Genomic DNA, 19,745 nt, shown 5'->3' with positions numbered 1-19,745 from the left:
TGTTAGTTGAATCGGAATGAACGGGATTTCTCCAATACCTTTTGTAGCCGTTTCTTGGCCGCCACGGACAACTGTGGAGTTACCTTTACGGCATTCTTTTCTGCATTACGCACGAAATCTTCTGCCGTAGCACCTTCCAAAACCGGAATATTCTTAATCGTTATAACCATAATCATTAATTTTATGCAAATACTACTTTATTACCATACAACAAAATGGTACGCAGAATTTAACAATAACAGGGTTATATCAATTCACAAACAATTTGCCACTTTTTTATGTGGTTATTCTAACCATATTACATTCCTCTTACTATCCTGTCGTCGCTCCCTCGCCGGTTAGATTTTCCCATGCAAAGGTACAGCGGTCGTCCGGCGTCAAGCACCACTGTGCTAACGGCTCTTGAATTTGCCCGGCAGCCTTCCGCAAATCAAAGATGGCCTTTCAGTTCCCCGACATGCCGTGCCTGTCGGGTTGGGTATTCCGTGAAATTCCCGGCCGTTTGCTTGCCTTTCCGTCCTTTCCCCGCTGTCTGGCTTGCATGTAAAATCTCTCCCGGCAAGGAAAGCCGAAAGGCTTCCGAAGGGAGGGAAAAGAAAAGCAAGTTCAACAAATTAAAATTCAAGGTTATGCACAGCAAGATTTTTCAAATTACTCGAACACGAGTGGACAAGGACGACTACATGAACGAGGACACCCTCATGCAAGGCGATGACAGCTTTTTCGATTATTGTGCCGAGATTGACGACGAAGAACGCCAGTACCATATCGACAACTTGGTAAACAACATTCTGCCCAAAGGCATGTTCGAACTTGTTTCCGACGATACCATACGCTACAATGGCGGTGCGGCACAATGGAGAGAAGAGTTTGTCGCAGACATTCGAAGCAGGGCGGAAGCCATTACCCCCGAAAGCGTACAGGAATGGATTGGCCCGGTCTATCAGCTTGAAAAATTTCTGAAAAACCCGCTCGATACCGCCTACTGGTTCTACATGGACGAAGAGGGATTGCAATCCCACGCCGAGCAATCCTACGAGTTCCTGCGGCAGGTATGCGAATTTGAACCCGGCACGCTACTCTATATCGGCGGTGTTATCGACTATCATTTTTAACCTCAAAATGCAAAACGATGAAAGGTACGGAACATTTCAAACAGACTATCAAGGAATACTTGGACGGCAGGGCGCAGACAGACGAACTTTTTGCTGTCTCCTATGCCAAAGAAAACAAGAACTTGGACGATTGTATCACGTTTATTCTCAATCAAGTAAAGGCAAGCGGCTGTTGCGGAATGACTGACGACGAGGTGTGGTCGCTCGCCATTCATTACTATGATGAAGACAACATCGACGTAGGAAACCCCATTAGCTGCGGTGTCGTGGTCAACCACAAAGTAGAACTGACCGAAGAAGAAAAGGCACAGGCACGAAAGGAGGCGCTGAAAGCCTATCAGGAGGAAGAAATGCGCAAGATACAGCAACGCCACAGCAAGCCGAAGCCGACTGCCAAAGCCGCACAGAGCAACCAAACAGAACTTTCACTTTTCGATTTCTGACCATGAAAGCACGAACGAAATTCCAACATAAGGTAGTAGCCGCCAACAGGCGGTTACTGCCTATCACGGAGAAGCAAACAGAATGGGCGTTCCGTCATACCGTCGGACATTACGCTTTTCGCACGCCCAGCGGACAAACGACCTGCCTCGATTGCGGGTATCGGTGGAACGAGACGAAAACTAAACATTGCCATTGTCCGAACTGCCATGCCAAACTGACGCTCAAAGACACGCTTTGCCGCAAGACGGACGAGAAAAGTTATTTTTCCGTCATCACCACACAGGACGGATTTCAGGTACAGCGGATTTTCAGAATGACCGTTTATTATCACAAGAGCCGGAAAGCTCGGACGGACGTGTGCGAAGTGGCCAGGTATTGGTTGGACGAGAACGGTAAAACTGCTCTGACGGCCTTACAACGGGCAATGGGACGTTACTTGGATTGTTTTCTGTACGGGTCGGGATTGGAACTGCGGAACGACAACTATGTTTATAAATATATTGCGGATTGTTACGTTTATCCGAGATATACATCTATTCCGAAATTACGACGCAATGGTTTGAAAGGTTCGTTCGCCGACATCGCCCCGCAAAAGCTGATGAAAGCTCTGCTGTCTGACAGCCGTGTGGAAACGATACTCAAAAGCGGACGCAAACGCGACCTCAAGTATTTTATAGACCACCCGCAGGATTTGGATTTCTGTTGGCCGTCCTACAAAATCGTGTTACGCCAGAAGTATCGGATAAAAGACATGGGAATATGGACAGATTATCTCCGTATGCTCGACAGGTGCGGCAAAGACTTGCACAACGCCCACTATGTTTGCCCTGCCGATTTGAAAGCCGAACACGACAAGTACCAGAACAAGGTGCGTATTCTCCAAGAGCAGAAAAAACGCATGGAGCAGATGAAACGGGCAAGGGAAAACGAGGCACGTTTCAGGGAGTTGAAAGGCAAGTTCTTCGGTCTGGAGTTCACGGACGGGACGATAGTCGTCCGTGTGCTGGACAGCGTGGAAGCCTACTACGACGAGGGCAATGCGTTGCATCACTGCGTAGGACAGTGCGAGTATTACCTCAAGCCGAATACGCTGGTATTCTCCGCACGGATAGAAAACAAGAGGGTCGAGACCGTAGAGTTGAGCCTCGAAACATTCAAGGTGCTGCAGTCGAGAGGGCTGTGTAACAAAAATACGAAATACCATAAACGGATTATGAACCTTGTGCATAAGAACATCGCACTTGTCCGAAAACGTATGACCGCCTGATACCGGCTGCTGTCGGTCAACCACCTGCCAATCGGGACAGGTGGTTGTTTATATTCCGGCCGTTGCCGCATACTTTTGTAGGCAGCTATCTTCACTTGAATAGCCCAATCAGCCATTTATATGCCATGAGCAGGCAGGACGTTTATAGTTTGCTTCTCCCTTTTATACCGTCGGATTATCATTTCCTCGAAGCCCGTCACCGCCACAGGCTGTTTTTACCGTGCAAAGGTACGGCGGACGAACGGCTGACCAAGTATCGCAGAGCTACCTTGCTGAAATTTGACGAAAACTTTCCGAAATCACAGATCCCGGTATTTCATAAAATTTCATCGGCGGTTCCTTGTTTGCGGTTCTTGCTTCCGCCGTCGGGTATCGCACATAAAAACCGACCCTGCGGCGGGCTGAAAAGCTCGGAACAAAGGGAAATAAAAAAACGAAACGATGACAACAACAGAACAAATTATCGCAGTAGCCACAGGATTGGGCTGGCAAGCATCGACAACGAAGTACGAAAATAGAGTGGTGTTCGATTTTCAGCAATATACGCCCAAAGGGCAGGATTTCAACGTCTCTGTTGAAATGAAAGACGGGGATTTCGACAGGTTTCTGTGTGAATTGGAAAATTTCTACGAAGGCTTCGACCCCGACTATGAAACCTACCTGTGGATAGGCAATGACGGGCACGGCAAAAACGGTGCGCCCTACCACATCAAAGACATCGTAACCGATATGGAAGAAGCCGAGAAAATGATAGAAACCCTGTATGAAACATTAAAAAAAGCAATAGCATGAGAATGAAAACACTTTACACAAAAGATGCGGAAAGGACAGGAATAAGCCGCTTTCCAAATTTCCACAAGACAGGAAGCATCACCGGAATGAAAGAACTGTATTATGGCAAAAACGCCCTTTTGGTACGTTGTGGCAATTACATCTACAATGTATCGAGCGAACCCGAAATTTATTATAACATAGCACATTAAATGATATTCATTATGGAAAGGACAAGTTGTAAGACGGATTTTCAGAGTTGGAAAGGTATAATGGCTCTAAAATTACTCTGCTGCAATATAATTGCAGGCCGTTTTGATTGGAAGAAATATTGTACGCCACAACCTTACTGTGGTCAGGATATTTGCGTCATACCATTACATTGCTCCTACGGACAGATAGGCTATACCGTGTATTTCCCTTATGCTGATATGCCGGAAGTGGAATACGATTGGGAAATGAACAAATTAACTATCGACAAAGAGAACTGGGAAAGCTATTTAACGTGAGTATAATTCAAATATAGCCAGTTGCCCGTCTTTGAAAAACATACATCAATGGCGGGCTTCTTTCAAAAAACAGTATGTTGTTATGGTAGAAAGGGAGTTGGAAATAAAGTTGTATTAAAGGAGCGGGGCATGGAATATTCATTCAACCATATATTTTCCCTGAAATTGAGCAATTTCTTTGCAAAAATCATCTGCTATACGATAAATCTCCGTAACTTTGGTCTCTGAAAACATCATGGTAATTGCTTAAATGTCGTTAATTGAATACTATAAATTCAATGCTTTTATTGCTATGTGCCTAATTTATTTACAGAATTAGAATTGAAAGAATATGACACAGACTTTTTATACCAAATGGCAATCTTCTGTCCTTGCAGATGCAGGGAATTATGTATCAAAGGAATACAATAACTTCCAAACGGCGTTGTTGAGTGAAATATCCAAATATGCAAAAGCCGTGGATGCGGCAGTTGTAGCCGAGAGCAAGGGGCATTACCTTACAAGTTGCTTTATTGAGCGTAACGGTAAATTCGTGTACATAAGCCATTCTTCGGATGCGCGGATGGACGGTGGGGTAAAGATAGAACTTGATTCGTTCCTGATACGGACTGCCCGGCACGTAAAGGATTATACTGGTGGTATCAATCAATATTGCGATATGTCACAGCTACAGTCAATGATTGACAAACTGTTGTCTTAATGTAATGTATAAGAATGTGAGGTGGCTTCACTTCAACGCCACCTCACACTCGTTTCCGTTATCGGTGCAGACCGCTGATGTAGCTTTCCTCTTGCACTTCGGCCTGGTATTCTTCCATACCCTCCAGTTTCTCGTTCACGCTTTGCAGGTTGGCTTCCATCGACAGACAATGGTTGTAAGCGAAGCGGTGTCTGTCGGGTATATCCGTACCGGTAAACGGTCCGGCATTGAGCGTGTCGGTTTCCCTGTTATACCAGACGAACAGATGTTTTCCGTTCGGCATCTCGAACATCGGGAGTTTCTGATGTTTCAGGACATCAAACTCTTCCGCCGCCATATCCTTGGCCACCTCTTTCACATCATCGCTGGCGCGGTCGGTTCCGTAACGCCGGATATGGTCTCGCACCTCCTGTTCCGTGTACTTCAGCATGATGTCGTAAGTGCCCCCGACACTTCCGTTGTACACTACGGCAAAGTCTTTATCCTCGATTAGCAGATCATCTCCCCGGTTCTGGAGGGGAGAAGCGAATGTATGCTGCTCGTCCATACCGTTGCCGTCGTAATACTCCTTGGCGAGTGCCAGCAATCCCTTGTAGTCGCCTTTGTCCTTCAATTCGTCCAGTTGCGTCGTGTCATCGGTGGATTGGAGATAAGCCACCGATGCGTAAAAGATACGTTCCTTGGTCGAGTGTTTGTTCTCTTGCTCTTCAGTAACATTTTGTTCCAACTCCTGTGCAATCTTATCCACCTTTTGAGTAACGATTGACGAAGCCCTTTTCACGTCCAGAAGCGTCGTCTTGATAAACTGTGGCGATTCCTTCAATTCATCGAGCCACCCTTTGAGGTATGCGCAACTGTCTTCCTTGATATGCTTGGTCATGCCATAGCGTTGTGCGATCAGTGCACTGCCGAGTTCGGCCACCAGTTCCTCGCGGGCATACTCTTTCGAGCCGAAAGATGTCGGCTGGAGGCGGTCGAGAACACCCTCGGCGCCGGTGGAGTGGACCATTTCATGAAACAGCGTTCCGTAAAAGGCTTCTCCGGACTGGAACTGTTCTTTTTCGGGCACGATTATCTCGTTTCTCGTAATCGAGTAGTATGCTTCGTCCTGATGTCTCGGTTTGATAGGACAAATCCAAAGGTTATCCCGAATCATCGTATCGACGGGCGCGAAACTGAAATGTTCGCCGTTTTCGATCCTTTTCCCGTTCTCTACCTCCAACTGCTCCCACAACTCCGGTCGTGCCTCCCGCAAGTTGGTCTGGGCGACATTGAACACCCGGAACACCTGCATTTTGGGATAGACGTTGTATTGCGCCTTCTCCTCGTCGGAGAGCTTCTTGTAATCGTCATACTTGATTTTTTCCTTTGTCTCCTTGTGTATGCAGGTGAATGTGGTCAGCATCACGGGAAAGGATTTCTCGCCTTTCAGCACAGATACCCTTGGCAGTTCTTGTCCGTCCTTACCGGGTTTGTTGAGCCGCTGCACGCAGTCGAACGTACAGAAACGGGGAATCTTGTACCCTTCGTTCTCACAATGCAGGAGCAGCATCAGGGCGTTCATACCGTTGTACTCGCGCCCCGACAGGTTACGCGGCCATTGCAGTACACCCTCGGTAAACCACGGCTTGTGCCAATCTTTCTGGATGCTTTCGATTTTCTCGATCATCATCTCGGCAAAGAGGTCCAGCGCCTTATCCTCGCTGTTCGGTCCCTCTGTATTTCGCTTTCTATAACCGGCCATGACTGCTACTGATTGGAGTTATCCGATTCGGGAACATATTGCATCAATTCTTCCACTCGGCAGGAGATGTCCGGCTTCCCGTTATGTACCGAGACCGTCAGTTCGCCCTTGGCCTCTACCTTGACACCCGGTTGCAACCACTCTTCGCGTTGCCTGTCGAAGCAGAAGAAGCGCACCCACTGGTACTCGAAATTCTCATCGACCTTCTTGATGCTGAATGCCGAGAACATCGTGTAGGGTTTGTCGTTCCTGTCTTTCCGTTCCTCGATATTTTTGCCCACTTTACCGCGAAATGCCATATCTCCTTTGAGAAAATCCGCCGTGTCTGAGGCAACCGGATCGATACGGTCTGCAAAAAGGTTGAAATAGAGTTTGTCACCCCTGCGTTTCAGAAACAGCGTTCCTGTAATCTCCACGTGCGAACCGTTCCGATAACCTGATGCCTCCTCTTGGGAGCCGTCTTTGCTGACACTGATTTCGATAACTTCGTTTTGACCGTCTCGGTCCGGAATCGTGACACGTAGCGGAAAAGACAGAAACGAATTTCCTTCCTTGTTTGTTCTCGCCGAAGCATTGCGGCCTATCGTGCCGCATACCGTAACATTACATTTAATCATTTTGCTTTTGTCTTTTAATGATACACATATACCATCTGACAAACAGGGTCCTATGAATTGAAGTTGAACAGACTGGTGGCGGCCCTAATCAGGAGCACGTATCCTTATGTAGATGAATCCTGCTGCAATCAGCAACTGCACCCCCATGACGACGAGCGTTGTCACCCAGCCCAGCAGCAGGTAACAGAGCAGAATGTGCAGGACGCAGACGGATAGTCCGAATAGATACCCGCATAACCGTATCATCACGCGTTTTATCATGGCTTTCGGATTTTATCGTTTCAGGATTTCCGTCTGTCCCCGTTGCTCGGCCATTCCCTGCTCGAAATTCAGCGAGGCTGCCTCCGAGAGGATGACCGTGTTCAACAGTCCAGTCACACGCAGTCGTTTGGCTTCTTCCGAAAGAGAACCGTCGTTAAGCGTCACCGACAGGCGGCTTAACTCGGCAGAGGTCAGTTCCCGCGATACCTGGACGCTTCCGTTGTCCGCTTGCAGGACAGCCCGCCCGTTTTCCCCGATCACGAGGTCGCAACTTTTCATGCCGGGCAACAGCGATGTCAGGTCGATTTCCCGGCGGTCCATCGCCTCGGAAATGGCCGCCTTTTGTTCTTCCTCGTTTTTGCTGTCGATTTGCGTCGCCAGCAACATCAGGGAGGTAAAAGCGGTCATGGCCATCTCCACGATAGGGTCGCTACACCCTGACAGTCCCACGCCGCTGTCCTCCGAGGAGAGCAGTTTTTTCATCCATGCATCGGGTGAAAGGTTTTCCTTGGCATTCTCCGGACTTTTATATTTGGCGAACAGGTCGTTGCCGTTATGCAACACTTGTTGTTTGATGTTGCCCTTTTGTGCGATTTCAGCCAGATACGCTGCCGGATCGACGTCCCGTTGCGTACCGTCCGCATGAATTTGCCGGACACTGAAATGCAGGTGTTCCCCGCTCTTGCCCGATTTACCGAGCCGATTTCCGGCCTGTACTGTATCATCGGTTCTCACGAATACCTCGCCGAGGTTTTTGTAGGTACACTGTATTTTGCAGCCGTCCGCACGGGGGTATTCCACCGTGAGCGATTTGTTTCCGACAGCGACGACCTTGCCGCCTTGTTCCGTCGCCAGCACTGCATCGCCGTTGTTACATCGGATGTCCATGCCTGTGTGCATTCGTTTTGTCCCGTCCTTGGTGTCTTGCCGCATACCGAACGGTGAGGTGACGAAAAGAAACTCTTTCCGTTCCACCGGAAACGAATAGTCCACTGCATTTCCGGCTTCCCGGAGCGGGTTCTCTTCCACACCGAACCGCTTTCCCTGCGCTTCCATCTCCTGCATGACCTGACGGTCGTACTTTTGCAGCCCGTTCTGCTCGATGATACGTTGCAGACTGTCGGCATAATGCCCGCCCGTGGCATAGCCCGCCTTTTCGAGCCCCAGCGTCCAGCCTTTGTAGTCGTCGGGAGAGAGCGAGAAACAACGGGCATAGCGGTTGTTCTCTTTCAGGAAGCGTGAGTGATGCTCATACGAATCGCCCACACTGTCGTAACTGCAGAACTTCTCGTTCGGCTTGTCATCGGAATACAGGCTGTACCGGCCACCCTCGGCAATCCATTCGGGCGTGGCCTTGATACCGAAGTGGTTGTTCTCATTCTGCGCCAAACGGCTCTGTCCGTTGGAACTTTCCAGTATGCCCTGTGCCAGCGTCACGGAGGCCGGAATGCCGTACCGCCGCATCTGTTCCATCGCATAGTCTGCATATTGTTCCGTATATTCTTGATTCTTGTTTGCCATATTTCTACCTCCTCATGGTTGGACGTTGTTCGTTCTCTTCGTCGGTTGTTTCTGCAGGCCCGTTTTGCTGTGCCTTGGACATACCGTCACAATCCATCACGTATGCCCGTAGCGCATGAATTTGCTGCCTTGTTTCCTCATTGTCATGCTCGAATACCAATATGATTTTGTTTGCATCATACGGAACGCGTTCTTTGCTCGGAGGCAGGTTCAGTTCGTTCGCAATGGTCTCCGCATCATACATGGAAGCATAATAGTTGTTCCCATGTTTGAAAAGGACGACCGCTTCCGGTTGTTCTTCTTTGATTTGCTCATACTTGCCATACAGTTGTTCCGGCATATCTTTTATGGACAACTCTTTTAGGGATGAACCGGCTTTCTGGGCTTCCCCGGCGGTTTGTTTAGGATTCTTGTCTTTATCCTGCTGCTGGGTATCCTCTTCTCCTTGTTTCTTTCCGGCACTCTCTTCCTGCGTCTGTCCTTTGCGCAGTACGTCGGCGAAAAGCGTGGCCGCCAGATGGCATTTGTATTTGGCACGGTCCTCCGCCACCCACATGCGTTGCCATTGTTGCCGGGTGACGCTTCGGGGTTGTAATTTCTTTCCGTCAATGGTCGCCACGCACAGAGTCCCTTCTTGTTTGGTCTTGAACACGGACACCCGCTGAATCCGGTTCAGGTCAATGTCCTGCGCCCCGCTGCTGAACAGGTCCACTTTCAGGTCGGGTTGTGTTTCCGCCAGCGCATAATACTTGTGCGCCAGCTCCATGCGTACATTTTCGATATTGTCCATCGACTGTTTGAGGGTGGAGAAGAAGCGGTTCAGGTCGTCCTTGTCGGGATAGATACTGTACCCGCTCTGATGTTCGGGCTTCAGATACAGTGCCCAGCGGTTCTTGTCGTCCTGAATCATCTGTACTTGGTCGAAGCCGATTTCGTCCGCCCGTTTGACCGCAGGCGTTACGTCCAATGTGGAGAGCATCTCCAGCGCCCAGTTCTTCAGCCGGGCCAGTGACACCTGTTTTTGGGCGAAATAAGTATCATCGGGCCTATACCCCCATGCGCCGTCAGGATTGAAGAAACGCACGTTTTCGATCCCTTCCCTTCGCAAAGCCCTGCCGATACGGGCCTTGTTCATGCCCGGCACTTCATTGTCCACTTCCGGCGACGCACCGGCAGGGAGTATCACATCCGCCGATTTCGAGGACGGGTCGATGACAATGACAATGGTCTTGTCCTCCTTGTTCGGGTGTTTCCGGATCTCGTCAGCTACATAGAAATGCTTGGGTAACTGCTCCTGCATGTCCGAGGTCTGCCGGCGGTTGCGCATCGTGGCATATTCGATTTTCTCGCCCCGTTCTGCCTTATGGATTACTTCGAGGGCGTTGTTCACGTCGCTTTCAAGGGCGTCCACCAGGTTGGGGTTCTCCTTGAGTTCCCGGTTCCAGTAGTCCACCAGTTCAAGGCTTTTGTCGGACAGACGGGCGGGCAGTCCCAATTCCAGCATTTTGATTCCCGAAGCCACCTCCACGATTAGCCGTTCCTGTTTGAGGGCATCTTCCGAGGGACCCATACCGTTTTTCATCACCATGCCTTCACGGGCCAGCCGTTGCTGGTGTCCCGTGGCACTTACGATTTGCCGCAGTGCCTCCTGTACATAATCGTTGTAGTGTCCGAAATCCCGTTGGCGCGGCATATAGACCGCATCGCGGTCTGTCTCGTAATGGGGCATTCCGCTTCCGTCCGAACGCACGGGCACGAGATTGTCCCGCATTTTCAGCAGGAAGTCGTTGAAACGGATATGCAATCGCCGTTCGTCGGCCTCGGAATATCCCCGTTCCACGGCACTGCCGTCTTTCAGCAATACCATATCGTATTCCTCCTTATCCACGTAAGGCAGTGTCGTTTGGTCGATATTGAAAAGTGTGCGGATCTCCCGGTTATGTATGCCCTTGTACTGTTTCTGCACCTCCTCGTCCAGTTTCAGATAGGCGTCTCGGCTGATGATGTCCTCCGGATTGTTGCGATGGACGTACTTATTCCAGTTATAGAACAGGAACGGGACTCCCTGCTCGTGCTCACGGACAGATGTGCCGCGAGCCTTGGCATCGCTGTAAAGGGTAAACAGGTTGGTCTTGCACCCGTTCCGGTCCGAATGCAATGCCATAAACAACCCGTTGAACGGGCTGACGGCGACACCGCGCGGGTAGAATTTTGGAAAACCTTTGCCAGCGGCGTTGAGCCAGTGGCCTCCAGCGTTCGATGCTTCGTTCAAAGCCGTGGAGAGCAACTCTATCTGTCGCTCCTCGGCATTCTTTTCTATCTGCGATTTCTCTTTCATATTCCAAAATTTTTGTCGGTTACGAAATGATATTACTGAATGCCCCGTGTCCGCACGATGGTCTCCTGTTGTCCGTTGTCATAGTTCTGCGAAGCCATCTGGCGAAGTCGGTCGCTTTGGACGAGCACGGCATTGGCCAGCGTGTTCAGCGGCAAGGCACCGGCACGGTAGGCGTCCGCCACCGTGGAATTAAGCTGCACCGTGCAGGGCACGTGGTCTATCGTGGCAATAAGGGTATTGCCTTGCAGTACCGGATTCACAATACGTGGATTGAGCGGCTCATCGGGATAGCGTCTGTACTGCACCTTTTTGTCGGTCGTGGCCACATTTCCGTTTCTCTCCGTCCTTTCTTTTCCCAGTGCCTCGTGCCCCGCCTTGTTCAGCAGGTTCGCACCACCCAAGCCGATAAGCAACATCTTTAGCATCGGATTCTTGACGAATATGCCCGCCACGATACTCGCTATCGGCAGCAGGTTTTCTTTCAGTCCCAGTGATTGCGTCTTGCCTGTGAATATACCCAATAGCATGTCTGGCAGCATGGCCAACACACTGCCCGGATTACTCATGACTTCGCTGAAACCTTCCAGTCCGAGGAAACGGGTCAGTCCATCCCAACCGTTCTCGTTGGTCTGTATGGTCTGCGGTTCTTGCCCGGACGGCTCTTCCCGTATCGTTTTCTCGGTGGAGACTGTGGAAACCTGCACTTCTTTCGCCTCTTTTTCCCTCTGTTCGGATTCCTGACCGGCTTGTTCCGTTTCGGTATTCCCTCTTTCCAAGTCTTGCAGATAGGCTTCCTCCTGTCCGGGAGCGACCACCATCGGCACATCTTTATACCGTTCCGCCCGCTTCCGTTCTTCCCCGGCAGTTTCTTCCCGCCACGGCATATTTATACTGTCTGTTTTCCACCAATCCATAAAATCGAATGTTATAATCGGTATCTTTTTCTGTAACTCTCCGTTGGCTTCGGCCAAGAGTGTGTTCTCTTTGGGTGGAATCGCCGCTGCTTCCTTACGGAATCCCTCGAACACATTGCTTTCGCTGCCGAACACACCCTTGCTGATACACTCCTCTGCAGAGAGCGTCTGTGTCTCTTCTGCCCCGAAGTGATCGGCAACGGCCGAGATGGCTGTATCCGCTCCGATGAACCGTGCGAAGCTCGCCCACGAACCTGCACCGCCCAGCATGACGGTATCGGCTGAAGCCCCCAACACCCAACCTGCTCCTTTTTCCAACTTGCTCGGACGATAGGCGGCCTCTCCGCGTTTCTCTATCTCTTCGGCCAGCGGCGAGCGGCTCAACGCCTGAGGCAACCCCAACAGGCTTGATTCAGCCGCTTTGCGGATGATGTAGTCCGCCGAGGACTTGGGCATACGTTCCTTCACCAGATGGTCTATCATCAGTTGCTCCACGCGGTAGTCCACGAAAACGTAGGCGAGGTCACAGCCCAATTCCTGCGACAGTTCGTCGTAACGCTCGCGTCCGACTTCCTGCACGACGGTATCGCGCCACTCTCCGGCCATGTAGGCGAGATCGTGCTGTATTTCTTCCGACGAGAGAATCCGTTTATTGCACATCTCGATGTAGTCCTCTGTCGTTTTGGAGTTCCATTCTCCCGTTACCTTGAGTGTTTGGTACGGGTCGGAGAGCGGTTGGCCCGCCGACGCCATCATGCCGAGTATGCCGCTTATGGAAGTCGAATACTCCTTCATTTCCTCGCCCTGCTTCTCGGTCAGGTAGGTTTGCGTCTGCGTCATGACGGGGACGAGATGATGGCGGAAATAACTGCCCATGAGGGTCTCTATTTCCGCAAACCTCCTGCTATGTTTGATTTCGTCCATATAATCAATATCTTTCTATATCATGTTTATCTGTTTCAGCAGTTGTTTCTTCGTTTGTTCGATGGCGTTGTGGTACACTTCCATTTGCTTGGGGAAAAACTCTTCGAGCCATGCATCTTTTTCGATACGGTCTTGAATGAAGCGTACCGCCTGTTCCCGTTCGATTTCCACCGAGGCTTCCCCTTCTTCCCTGTTGTTGAACCATGCTTTCGTCCACCAGCGGACTCCGGCGCGGTCGGGATAGACGGAGACAATCCTCGATATGTCGAAACTCTGGATGTCGATGTCCAACTCCGCCAGCGGGTCGATGAGTCCGCAGCCCGCTACAGCTTCGTCATGAAGTTTTTTTTTACCTCGCCGCCCATTGTGGAGAGGTACACCTCATGCCGCAGGGCAAGGTAGTTCAGGAAATCCGCTATCAGCAGGTTCTGAACTTTGCAGGCAAGCGGCATGGCTTTGCGCCCCAGTCCGAGGGGATTGGCTATGCTCGGCATCTGCTCGTAGAAATACTCTTTCATCGCTCCCATCGTGAAGATGTGGCGGAGCGACTGTTCCGTATGTGCGGGCACCGTGTACGCTCCCCGCTGCAAATCCTCCATGTAAAGCGGCAGAAAGCGGAGCATCAGCTCTTCTATTTCCCTTTGGTCCTTCTCGTAGTCGTTTTTTACTCCCGTTTCCGCATCGTAAAAACCTGCAGGGCCGTTGCCGTCGGTTTCCTGCAAAGCCTTGATGTTGCCGTACAACATGGTCAGGAACTCTATCGGGTTCAGCTCCTCGCCCTTGAATTTGACTTCTATATGCAGCCGTTCACCGCTCAAAGCCACCGTTTGTCCGGCTTTCACCCGTTGTCCGAATTGTGCGAACACATTCGACAGAAGACCGTATGTCACCTCGTACCCGCCGTAACGGACTGTCTGGCAAATGCCGTGTACCGGGTCGTTTCCCACGCCCGACACGATGCCACTGGCCACAGCCGACAGTATGTAGTACCGCGCTTTGAAGTCTATCCCGTGATGAAAGAACTTTTCTCCCGTTGTCGGGTGTACCTGCTCGCCGTAACCGAGCGACAGTTCCACGTCTTTTCCCCGCGGCTCTTCGAACGGCATACAGTAACCGCTGTCCGAGTGCAGGATCATTTCTTCCGTATATTTCATTGTGATATATATTTTTTATGTGTTCCTACCTTCTCATTCCTCCGCTTTGCGCTTGTTCCTCCGGAGAGAGTGTCGGCGTCTGTGTCCTCGATACCGTTTCCGAGGGAACCGTGCGGACAACGCCCGCATTGTTGCCGATAAGCATCATGCCCAGGAACAGACCGGCGATTTTACCCAGCCAGCCGGAACGTCCGAACACGAGGTACGCCGCCGCAATCAGTCCTGCAATGTTCAACCCCGACACATTGCCTCCTCCGAGGTTTCGCAAAAAGCCGCTGAGCATGTTGAACAACCCACCGCCGGAGGCTTCCCGCAGGAAGTTCGACACCCCGTTCAGTTTCGAGTCCGCGCCTCCCACAGCCTCGCCTATGGCAGAGACCGTCTCTCCGGCTTTGTCTTTCAGTTCCTTCATGTCTTCGGTCGTACCTGCAAGGGCATCCGTGGCGGATTTGCCGACTACGGCCTCACTGACGATCCGTGCGACACTTTTGTCGGTGGTCAGTTTTTCCCAGCCCACATAGCCGACGGCAGCTCCGGTAGTGGCCATTTTGACCGCCTGCCCGGCTCCCCGAAGGGTCTGCGAGGGATGCAGTACCGCATGACCGGCACTTTTTCCCGTCGCATTGGCGGCCTTGCCCATGCCTTTCATGGCCTTTCCGCCGTATTTCAATATCGTATCCCAAGCTCCCATATTTTTATTCTTTTTTAGGGTCTAACATTTCTTCCATTTTGCCGCCATCGTCTTTGGGCGGCTTTCACGATGTCGTACTTGTCCGCAACAGGGCGTGCACCCTCGTCGATTTCCCGCCAGATGTCGCCCATCCTGGTATATTTCACGGCTTTAGTCAGCCGTTGCAGCGTCCGGTTCATCGACCGGAGTTTCGGACGTATGCCGAACACGATCTCCATACGTTCCCTTTCCGTCATCTTGTTGTCCGACAGGCAGGCCGTGCGGATGTCGTTCACAATCTCCACGCTGTTCAATATCATCTCCCGGTAAATCTGGTTGCGCCGCGTGGAGAGGGCGACAGCCAATGCACCCGTCGAATGTCTGCTCAATTGTTTGGTGAAGTCGCCCATGTTGTCCGTAAGCTGCGATATTTCATGGTAGAAACCGTAAATCTGCGCCGCATAGCAGACAATCGAACGGAACGAGTTCAGGTAATTGTTGAACTCCCGTTGCAAGTCCGTCGTACCTTCCACTTCTTCTTTTGTCCACACATGCCCTGTGGTTTGCATCAGCATGACCTTCTCTTGGTTTTTCAGTTCCTTCTCGGCCTTGTTGGTATAAACCAGAATCATTCCCGCAAGGGTCGCATCGTTCTGCGCCTGTACCTTCGAGATACCGGCGCACAGCAACAGAATCCATATCGAGATTATCCGCTTCATCGTTCTTCGTTTTTTATTGTCCTTTTTTCAACGGGCGGTGGCTGCCGCCCTGCGCCAGCGGGACATGGCCAGACGGGCCACTTCGCCGTTGCTGCGGTCTATCATACCCGCCGTTATGTTGTTCCACACGTCGTTCAGGGTATAATAGCGCAGGCTCAAATAGAGCAGATGCAGTTTCCGGCTGAATGCCGCGAGCTGGTCGTTCAAAGCCCACAGGGTTTTGCTCCGTTCCGCCCCCGTGAGCATGTTTTCCATGCCGCCTTTGGCCACGGCATCGTTCAGCAGCGTGAACACGGAGACCAGTTCCGTCGCTGTCTCGATATAGAGGTTGTTCATGTTCATGCTGGCGACGATACCCTGCGGGTTGTTCCGTATCGCTTTGCCCAATTTTTCCAGTGTGAGGAAAATCCGTACACCGTCATTATAGAGGTGCGTGCAGGCTTTCAGCGACGAGGCATAGCCGCTCGCCGTCTTGAGGTAGCTGTTGTACTGTTTCTCCCACTCGTGTATGCGATTGAACTCTGCTGCGATACTGTTTTGCATCAAGGCGGTCTGCGTCTGTCCTTTGATTTGTTTGTCTATCTGGCCGTTAATCAATTCATTGCCCTCGGCCAACGCCGCCCATTCCAGCGGGTTTGAGGCGGCAATCTGCGCCTTGGCCAGTTGCGGAAGCAGACCGGCAAGTATCAAGACCGCCCATATACTAATGATTCGTAATCTCATAGATTCCCTTTTTTCGTTTATTGATTTCCACACGTTCACGGATAATCGCCACGATGTCGTTTCCGCATCGGACGCCGATAAGGTCGAGCCTTGGCGTGTTCCGGTCCATCGAGAGAATGCGAACCGTCTTTAACCCGCAAATCTGTTGCAGGAGGCTCTGGTGTTCTTGAAAGTCCACGATACGGTACAGTTCCATGTAGTCCACCCTGCGTATGAAAATGCCGTGTTCGCTGACAAGCTGTTCTTCGCCGACCCTGTAACGTATCCGACGCAGGTAGATGAAGCGATACAGCAACACGAGGAGCAGAAATAAGGAAACGATTCTCGCCATACTGCTCAACGGCAGACCTTCCATGCCGCCGTACACCAGCCCCGCCATGCACACGAACATCAGCGGCAGTTCGTCGATGACGAATTGCCCGGTATGCGGCCGCAGAAGGATATTCCGCTCGTCTTGTATGGAATGCTGCATAGTCATCGGCGAAAATGTGTTTGTCGTTCTTGTTCAGGTTCTTCCTCTCTGACCGACTCTTCACGGACCGATTCTTGCTGTTGCTCTGCCAGCAATTGTTCATTCCAGCCTGTATAGCGACAGTCCGGCATTTCACGGGAAATGGCGACATCATGCTCCTTGTCGATACCGAGAAAATCCTGTAATTTCTCACGGAACTCACGGTAACACTTCCTCATGGTATCTATTTGGTCCTGCACATCTTCCGGGGCACACAACCTGCTCGAACTCATTGATATGGCTTCTTCCCGTTCGGCATCGAATCGTATGCAGCTCTCTTGCAAGCCGCCTTTGGGCAACAGATAAAATTCTCCTTCGTCCAGATCATTGCCGTCCGGTATGGAATCGAGATATGGTTTCCGCTCCGGTGTCTCCTCGATGGTGGAGCGTATCGTGCGGCAGATTTCCTTTTGCAGGGTTTGGGCAAACTTCCACCCCTCCCGACCGGTGTCGAAACAGATATGCTGCCGGGCCGGGATCGTAAGCTCAAGCACGCCTCGCATCTGTTTCTCGGTAGGTTCGCCGCCCGTTGAGACGAAGACCGCCTTTCGTAGCTCTTGGTTTTTCGCCTGATGAAGCTGGTAGTAGGCCATTGCCTCGCTGGCACTCTCGAACCAGTAGATATGCTTGGCTTCCGAAAGAGCTGTCCGGGCAGGACTGGCAATCCATACACCTTCCCCCGAATGGTTGCCCTCGGTCATGTCGTCGTAGCTGGAGTTACCGTCCGTGTAGGCGTGTCCTCGCTTCTCGAATCCTACGATCTTATCCGCATCTTCGGGTAACGTCATCGGAAAGGCGAGGCAAGTGCGCCTCTGACCGTCCTCGCTGTGTCGGGTCGCCAGACAGAAGTCCCGGTGAAAGGTTTGCTGCGTACAGAGGTCGATACCCCTTTTCTCGAAATAGGGTGCAAACTTCTCCTGCGTACCCCTGTCCTGCGGATCGAACTTCTGAATGTTGTAGTCCGCAATGTCGAACGGTCGGGTGTCCCGCTGGGGTTGTCCTGTGCGGGTTTCCTGTTCGGGAATAGGGTAATGCAGAAGGCGGTAGCATACGAGTTCCACCAGCCGATCCGGATTTATGCCCTCATGGTATTCTGCAAAAAGATGCGGGTGTTCCTTGATGAACGAAACGACGTTGTATTCCTTCTGCCGGGGTGGCTGGCAACAGCACTTCCCATGCTGTGTGATGACGAACTTGTCGCCCCGGATACGCTTTCCCTCACTGTCCGTGCGGATAAACGAAGAGAGACGCAAACCGAAGCGTCGGTTCTGGCGATAACCGGCATCGAGCAGTACATCCCGGATGTCGAGCCTTTGCAAAAAATCGTCATGTGTCAGTTCTTTGTCATTCATTGTCTTCTCTTTTGTTGTTTCATGTGGGGTGTGCCGCATTGTCATCGGTGGAAACGTGCTTGCCGTTCCTGTTCGGGTTCTTCTCTTCTGGCCGGCTCTTCGTGAACTGATTCTTGCAGCTTGGCTTTTGCCAAGAGCTGTTCGTTCCAGTCCTTATAGCCTTTGTCAGCGGGCTCGTACACGATAAGGTCGGTGCTGTCCTCGCCGGGAGCGGGAAGATTACGGATCGCATCCTCTATGGCCATGATATTTTGTCTCATGCCCTCCAGCGTTTCCTCACTGGCCGAACCCTCGGCAAGAGCCATCTCGTACTCATCTTGGCACACCATGCTCATCTCCTGCAAATATCCGTCGCCGATTGTCCGATAGTCAAGCGTACCATCTTCCCGATAGATTTCTTTGGGACGTAAAAGCGTGCCGACTATCCTGTGAAAGTCGAAGGGTTCGAGTTTTACTTCGTAGTTTTGGTTCTCCTCGCCACTGATACGGACCAGCAGTTTGTCGTCTTTCGTCACGTTACTGGTGAATGTCTTGCCCGCATGGGTGAGCGCGAAGTTGATGGCGAAGATCTGCCCGGCACGGTCCCCGTCGAAGCAGAGATGGTGGTAAGCGTGTGGAGTGGCCTCTATCATGGCTTTGAACTGTTGCTGGCTCGGTGCTCCGCCAGTAGAGACGAACACTCCCTTTCTAAGTTCCTTGTCCCATTTCTGGTTAAGCTGGTAATAAGCCATTGCGTCGTAGGCACTCTCGAACCAATAGATACGCTTGGCTTCCGCAAGTGGGGTCTTGGCAGGGCTGGCAATCCACAGCCCCTCGCTCGAATTGCTGCCCTCGGCCTTGCCTTTGTAGCTGCCGCTTCCGTCCATTCTTGCACGTCCCCGTTCTTCGAAGCCCACGACCGTACCGTCGCCTTTGGGCAAGGTCAGCGGAAAAGCGAGATTGGTGTATGCCGCACCGTCCTCACGATGTTTCGTCGCCAGACAGAAGTGGCGGTGGAAGGCATATTGCGTGTAGAGGTCGATACCCCGGCTCTTGAAATAAGGATAGAACTTCTTCTGTGTCTCCCGGTCCTGCGGGTTGAACTTGTGCAGGTCGTAGTTTGCGATGTCGAACGGGCGGATGTCCCGCTTGGGCTGTATAATCCGCGTTGTCCGGTCCTCGATAGGATGGTTCAGCAGCCGGTTGCACACGAGGTTCACCAGTCGGTCGGGGGACATGCCCACACGGTATTCCGTGAAGAACTGCGGGTGCTCCTTGATGAACGAGATGATGTTATAGACTTTCTGCTGCTGGGCTTGGAAGCAGCATTTTCCCTGTTGCGTCACGATGAACTTGTCGCCGCGGATACGCCGTCCCTCGCTGTCTATACGAACATACGAGGGATAGCGCAGGCCGTCGCGCCGGTTCTGGTGGTAGCCCGCGTCAATCAGCACGTCCTGAATGTTCAGCCTTTGCAGGAAGTCGTCGTAGGTAAGGTCTCCTTCTCTCATA

The 19,745-nt window shown here is 51.5% G+C and carries 21 protein-coding genes; 7 read left to right on the top strand and 14 right to left on the bottom strand.

Features of this window, described 5'->3' with window-relative positions:
- Window positions 1–2: 2 nt before the first annotated feature.
- Window positions 3–170: a hypothetical protein gene (locus L0M98_RS03485; RefSeq protein WP_007219681.1), complete on the bottom strand. Its 168-nt coding sequence runs from the start codon at window positions 168–170 to the stop codon at window positions 3–5.
- A gap of 459 nt (window positions 171–629) precedes the next feature.
- Between L0M98_RS03485 and L0M98_RS03480 the strand changes: the two genes are divergently transcribed.
- The 7 genes from L0M98_RS03480 (at window position 630) to L0M98_RS03450 (ending at window position 4,806) form a co-directional block, all read left to right on the top strand.
- Entirely contained in the window at window positions 630–1,115 is a 486-nt protein-coding gene (locus tag L0M98_RS03480; RefSeq protein WP_007219816.1) for a hypothetical protein, read from the top strand.
- A 17-nt stretch (window positions 1,116–1,132) separates the two neighbouring features.
- Window positions 1,133–1,558 carry a PcfK-like family protein gene (locus L0M98_RS03475; protein ID WP_004289410.1) on the top strand — a complete coding sequence of 142 codons (426 nt, stop codon included), beginning with the start codon at window positions 1,133–1,135 and terminating at the stop codon, window positions 1,556–1,558.
- Between the two features lie 2 nt (window positions 1,559–1,560).
- Window positions 1,561–2,826: a PcfJ domain-containing protein gene (locus L0M98_RS03470; protein WP_004289409.1), complete on the top strand. Its 1,266-nt coding sequence runs from the start codon at window positions 1,561–1,563 to the stop codon at window positions 2,824–2,826.
- 441 nt (window positions 2,827–3,267) lie between these two features.
- Window positions 3,268–3,618 (top strand): hypothetical protein, encoded by a 351-nt coding sequence (locus L0M98_RS03465; RefSeq protein WP_004289407.1) that lies wholly within the window; start codon window positions 3,268–3,270, stop codon window positions 3,616–3,618.
- A complete protein-coding gene (locus L0M98_RS03460; RefSeq protein WP_004289406.1) occupies window positions 3,615–3,809 on the top strand; it encodes a hypothetical protein in 195 nt (64 codons plus the stop codon). Before L0M98_RS03465 ends, L0M98_RS03460 begins: the two co-directional genes overlap by 4 nt.
- A 12-nt stretch (window positions 3,810–3,821) precedes the next feature.
- On the top strand, window positions 3,822–4,106 hold the full coding sequence (locus L0M98_RS03455; RefSeq protein WP_005776176.1) for a hypothetical protein: 285 nt from the start codon (window positions 3,822–3,824) through the stop codon (window positions 4,104–4,106).
- 331 nt (window positions 4,107–4,437) lie between these two features.
- Window positions 4,438–4,806, top strand: a complete 369-nt coding sequence (locus L0M98_RS03450; protein ID WP_004289403.1) for a hypothetical protein — start codon at window positions 4,438–4,440, stop codon at window positions 4,804–4,806.
- 58 nt (window positions 4,807–4,864) lie between these two features.
- On the opposite strand, the gene L0M98_RS03445 is transcribed toward L0M98_RS03450, so the two are convergent.
- From L0M98_RS03445 to L0M98_RS03385, 13 genes are all read right to left on the bottom strand, one after another.
- A complete protein-coding gene (locus L0M98_RS03445; RefSeq protein ID WP_004289402.1) occupies window positions 4,865–6,550 on the bottom strand; it encodes a zincin-like metallopeptidase domain-containing protein in 1,686 nt (561 codons plus the stop codon).
- A gap of 5 nt (window positions 6,551–6,555) precedes the next feature.
- Window positions 6,556–7,167, bottom strand: coding sequence for an OB-fold nucleic acid binding domain-containing protein (locus tag L0M98_RS03440; protein ID WP_004289401.1), 612 nt, complete (start codon window positions 7,165–7,167; stop codon window positions 6,556–6,558).
- 273 nt (window positions 7,168–7,440) lie between these two features.
- Window positions 7,441–8,949: a glucosaminidase domain-containing protein gene (locus tag L0M98_RS03435; RefSeq protein ID WP_004289399.1), complete on the bottom strand. Its 1,509-nt coding sequence runs from the start codon at window positions 8,947–8,949 to the stop codon at window positions 7,441–7,443.
- A 4-nt stretch (window positions 8,950–8,953) separates the two neighbouring features.
- On the bottom strand, window positions 8,954–11,287 hold the full coding sequence (locus tag L0M98_RS03430) for a zincin-like metallopeptidase domain-containing protein (protein WP_004289398.1): 2,334 nt from the start codon (window positions 11,285–11,287) through the stop codon (window positions 8,954–8,956).
- A gap of 32 nt (window positions 11,288–11,319) precedes the next feature.
- Complete coding sequence (locus L0M98_RS03425) at window positions 11,320–13,125, bottom strand: hypothetical protein (protein ID WP_004289397.1); 1,806 nt, start codon at window positions 13,123–13,125, stop codon at window positions 11,320–11,322.
- Window positions 13,126–13,140: 15 nt separating this feature from the next.
- Window positions 13,141–13,425, bottom strand: a complete 285-nt coding sequence (locus L0M98_RS03420) for a hypothetical protein (protein ID WP_039953110.1) — start codon at window positions 13,423–13,425, stop codon at window positions 13,141–13,143.
- A 23-nt stretch (window positions 13,426–13,448) separates the two neighbouring features.
- Window positions 13,449–14,279 carry a M23 family metallopeptidase gene (locus L0M98_RS03415; RefSeq protein WP_004289395.1) on the bottom strand — a complete coding sequence of 277 codons (831 nt, stop codon included), beginning with the start codon at window positions 14,277–14,279 and terminating at the stop codon, window positions 13,449–13,451.
- A 25-nt stretch (window positions 14,280–14,304) separates the two neighbouring features.
- Complete coding sequence (locus L0M98_RS03410; protein WP_004289394.1) at window positions 14,305–14,970, bottom strand: hypothetical protein; 666 nt, start codon at window positions 14,968–14,970, stop codon at window positions 14,305–14,307.
- A gap of 14 nt (window positions 14,971–14,984) precedes the next feature.
- Entirely contained in the window at window positions 14,985–15,668 is a 684-nt protein-coding gene (locus L0M98_RS03405) for a hypothetical protein (RefSeq protein ID WP_004289393.1), read from the bottom strand.
- Window positions 15,669–15,695: 27 nt separating this feature from the next.
- Window positions 15,696–16,391 (bottom strand): hypothetical protein, encoded by a 696-nt coding sequence (locus tag L0M98_RS03400; protein WP_004289392.1) that lies wholly within the window; start codon window positions 16,389–16,391, stop codon window positions 15,696–15,698.
- On the bottom strand, window positions 16,372–16,869 hold the full coding sequence (locus L0M98_RS03395; protein ID WP_004289391.1) for a PH domain-containing protein: 498 nt from the start codon (window positions 16,867–16,869) through the stop codon (window positions 16,372–16,374). Before L0M98_RS03395 ends, L0M98_RS03400 begins: the two co-directional genes overlap by 20 nt.
- A complete protein-coding gene (locus L0M98_RS03390) occupies window positions 16,866–18,254 on the bottom strand; it encodes a toprim domain-containing protein (protein WP_005776169.1) in 1,389 nt (462 codons plus the stop codon). Before L0M98_RS03390 ends, L0M98_RS03395 begins: the two co-directional genes overlap by 4 nt.
- Window positions 18,255–18,295: 41 nt before the next feature.
- Window positions 18,296–19,744, bottom strand: a complete 1,449-nt coding sequence (locus L0M98_RS03385) for a toprim domain-containing protein (protein ID WP_227212407.1) — start codon at window positions 19,742–19,744, stop codon at window positions 18,296–18,298.
- Between the last annotated feature and the right edge of the window lies 1 nt (window position 19,745).

The sequence above is a fragment of the Butyricimonas sp. DFI.6.44 genome, assembly GCF_022132345.1.
Classification (GTDB): Bacteria; Bacteroidota; Bacteroidia; order Bacteroidales; family Marinifilaceae; genus Butyricimonas; species Butyricimonas muris.
Note: the sequence above shows the minus strand (reverse complement) of the source record. Positions and strands in the feature narration are given on the sequence as shown.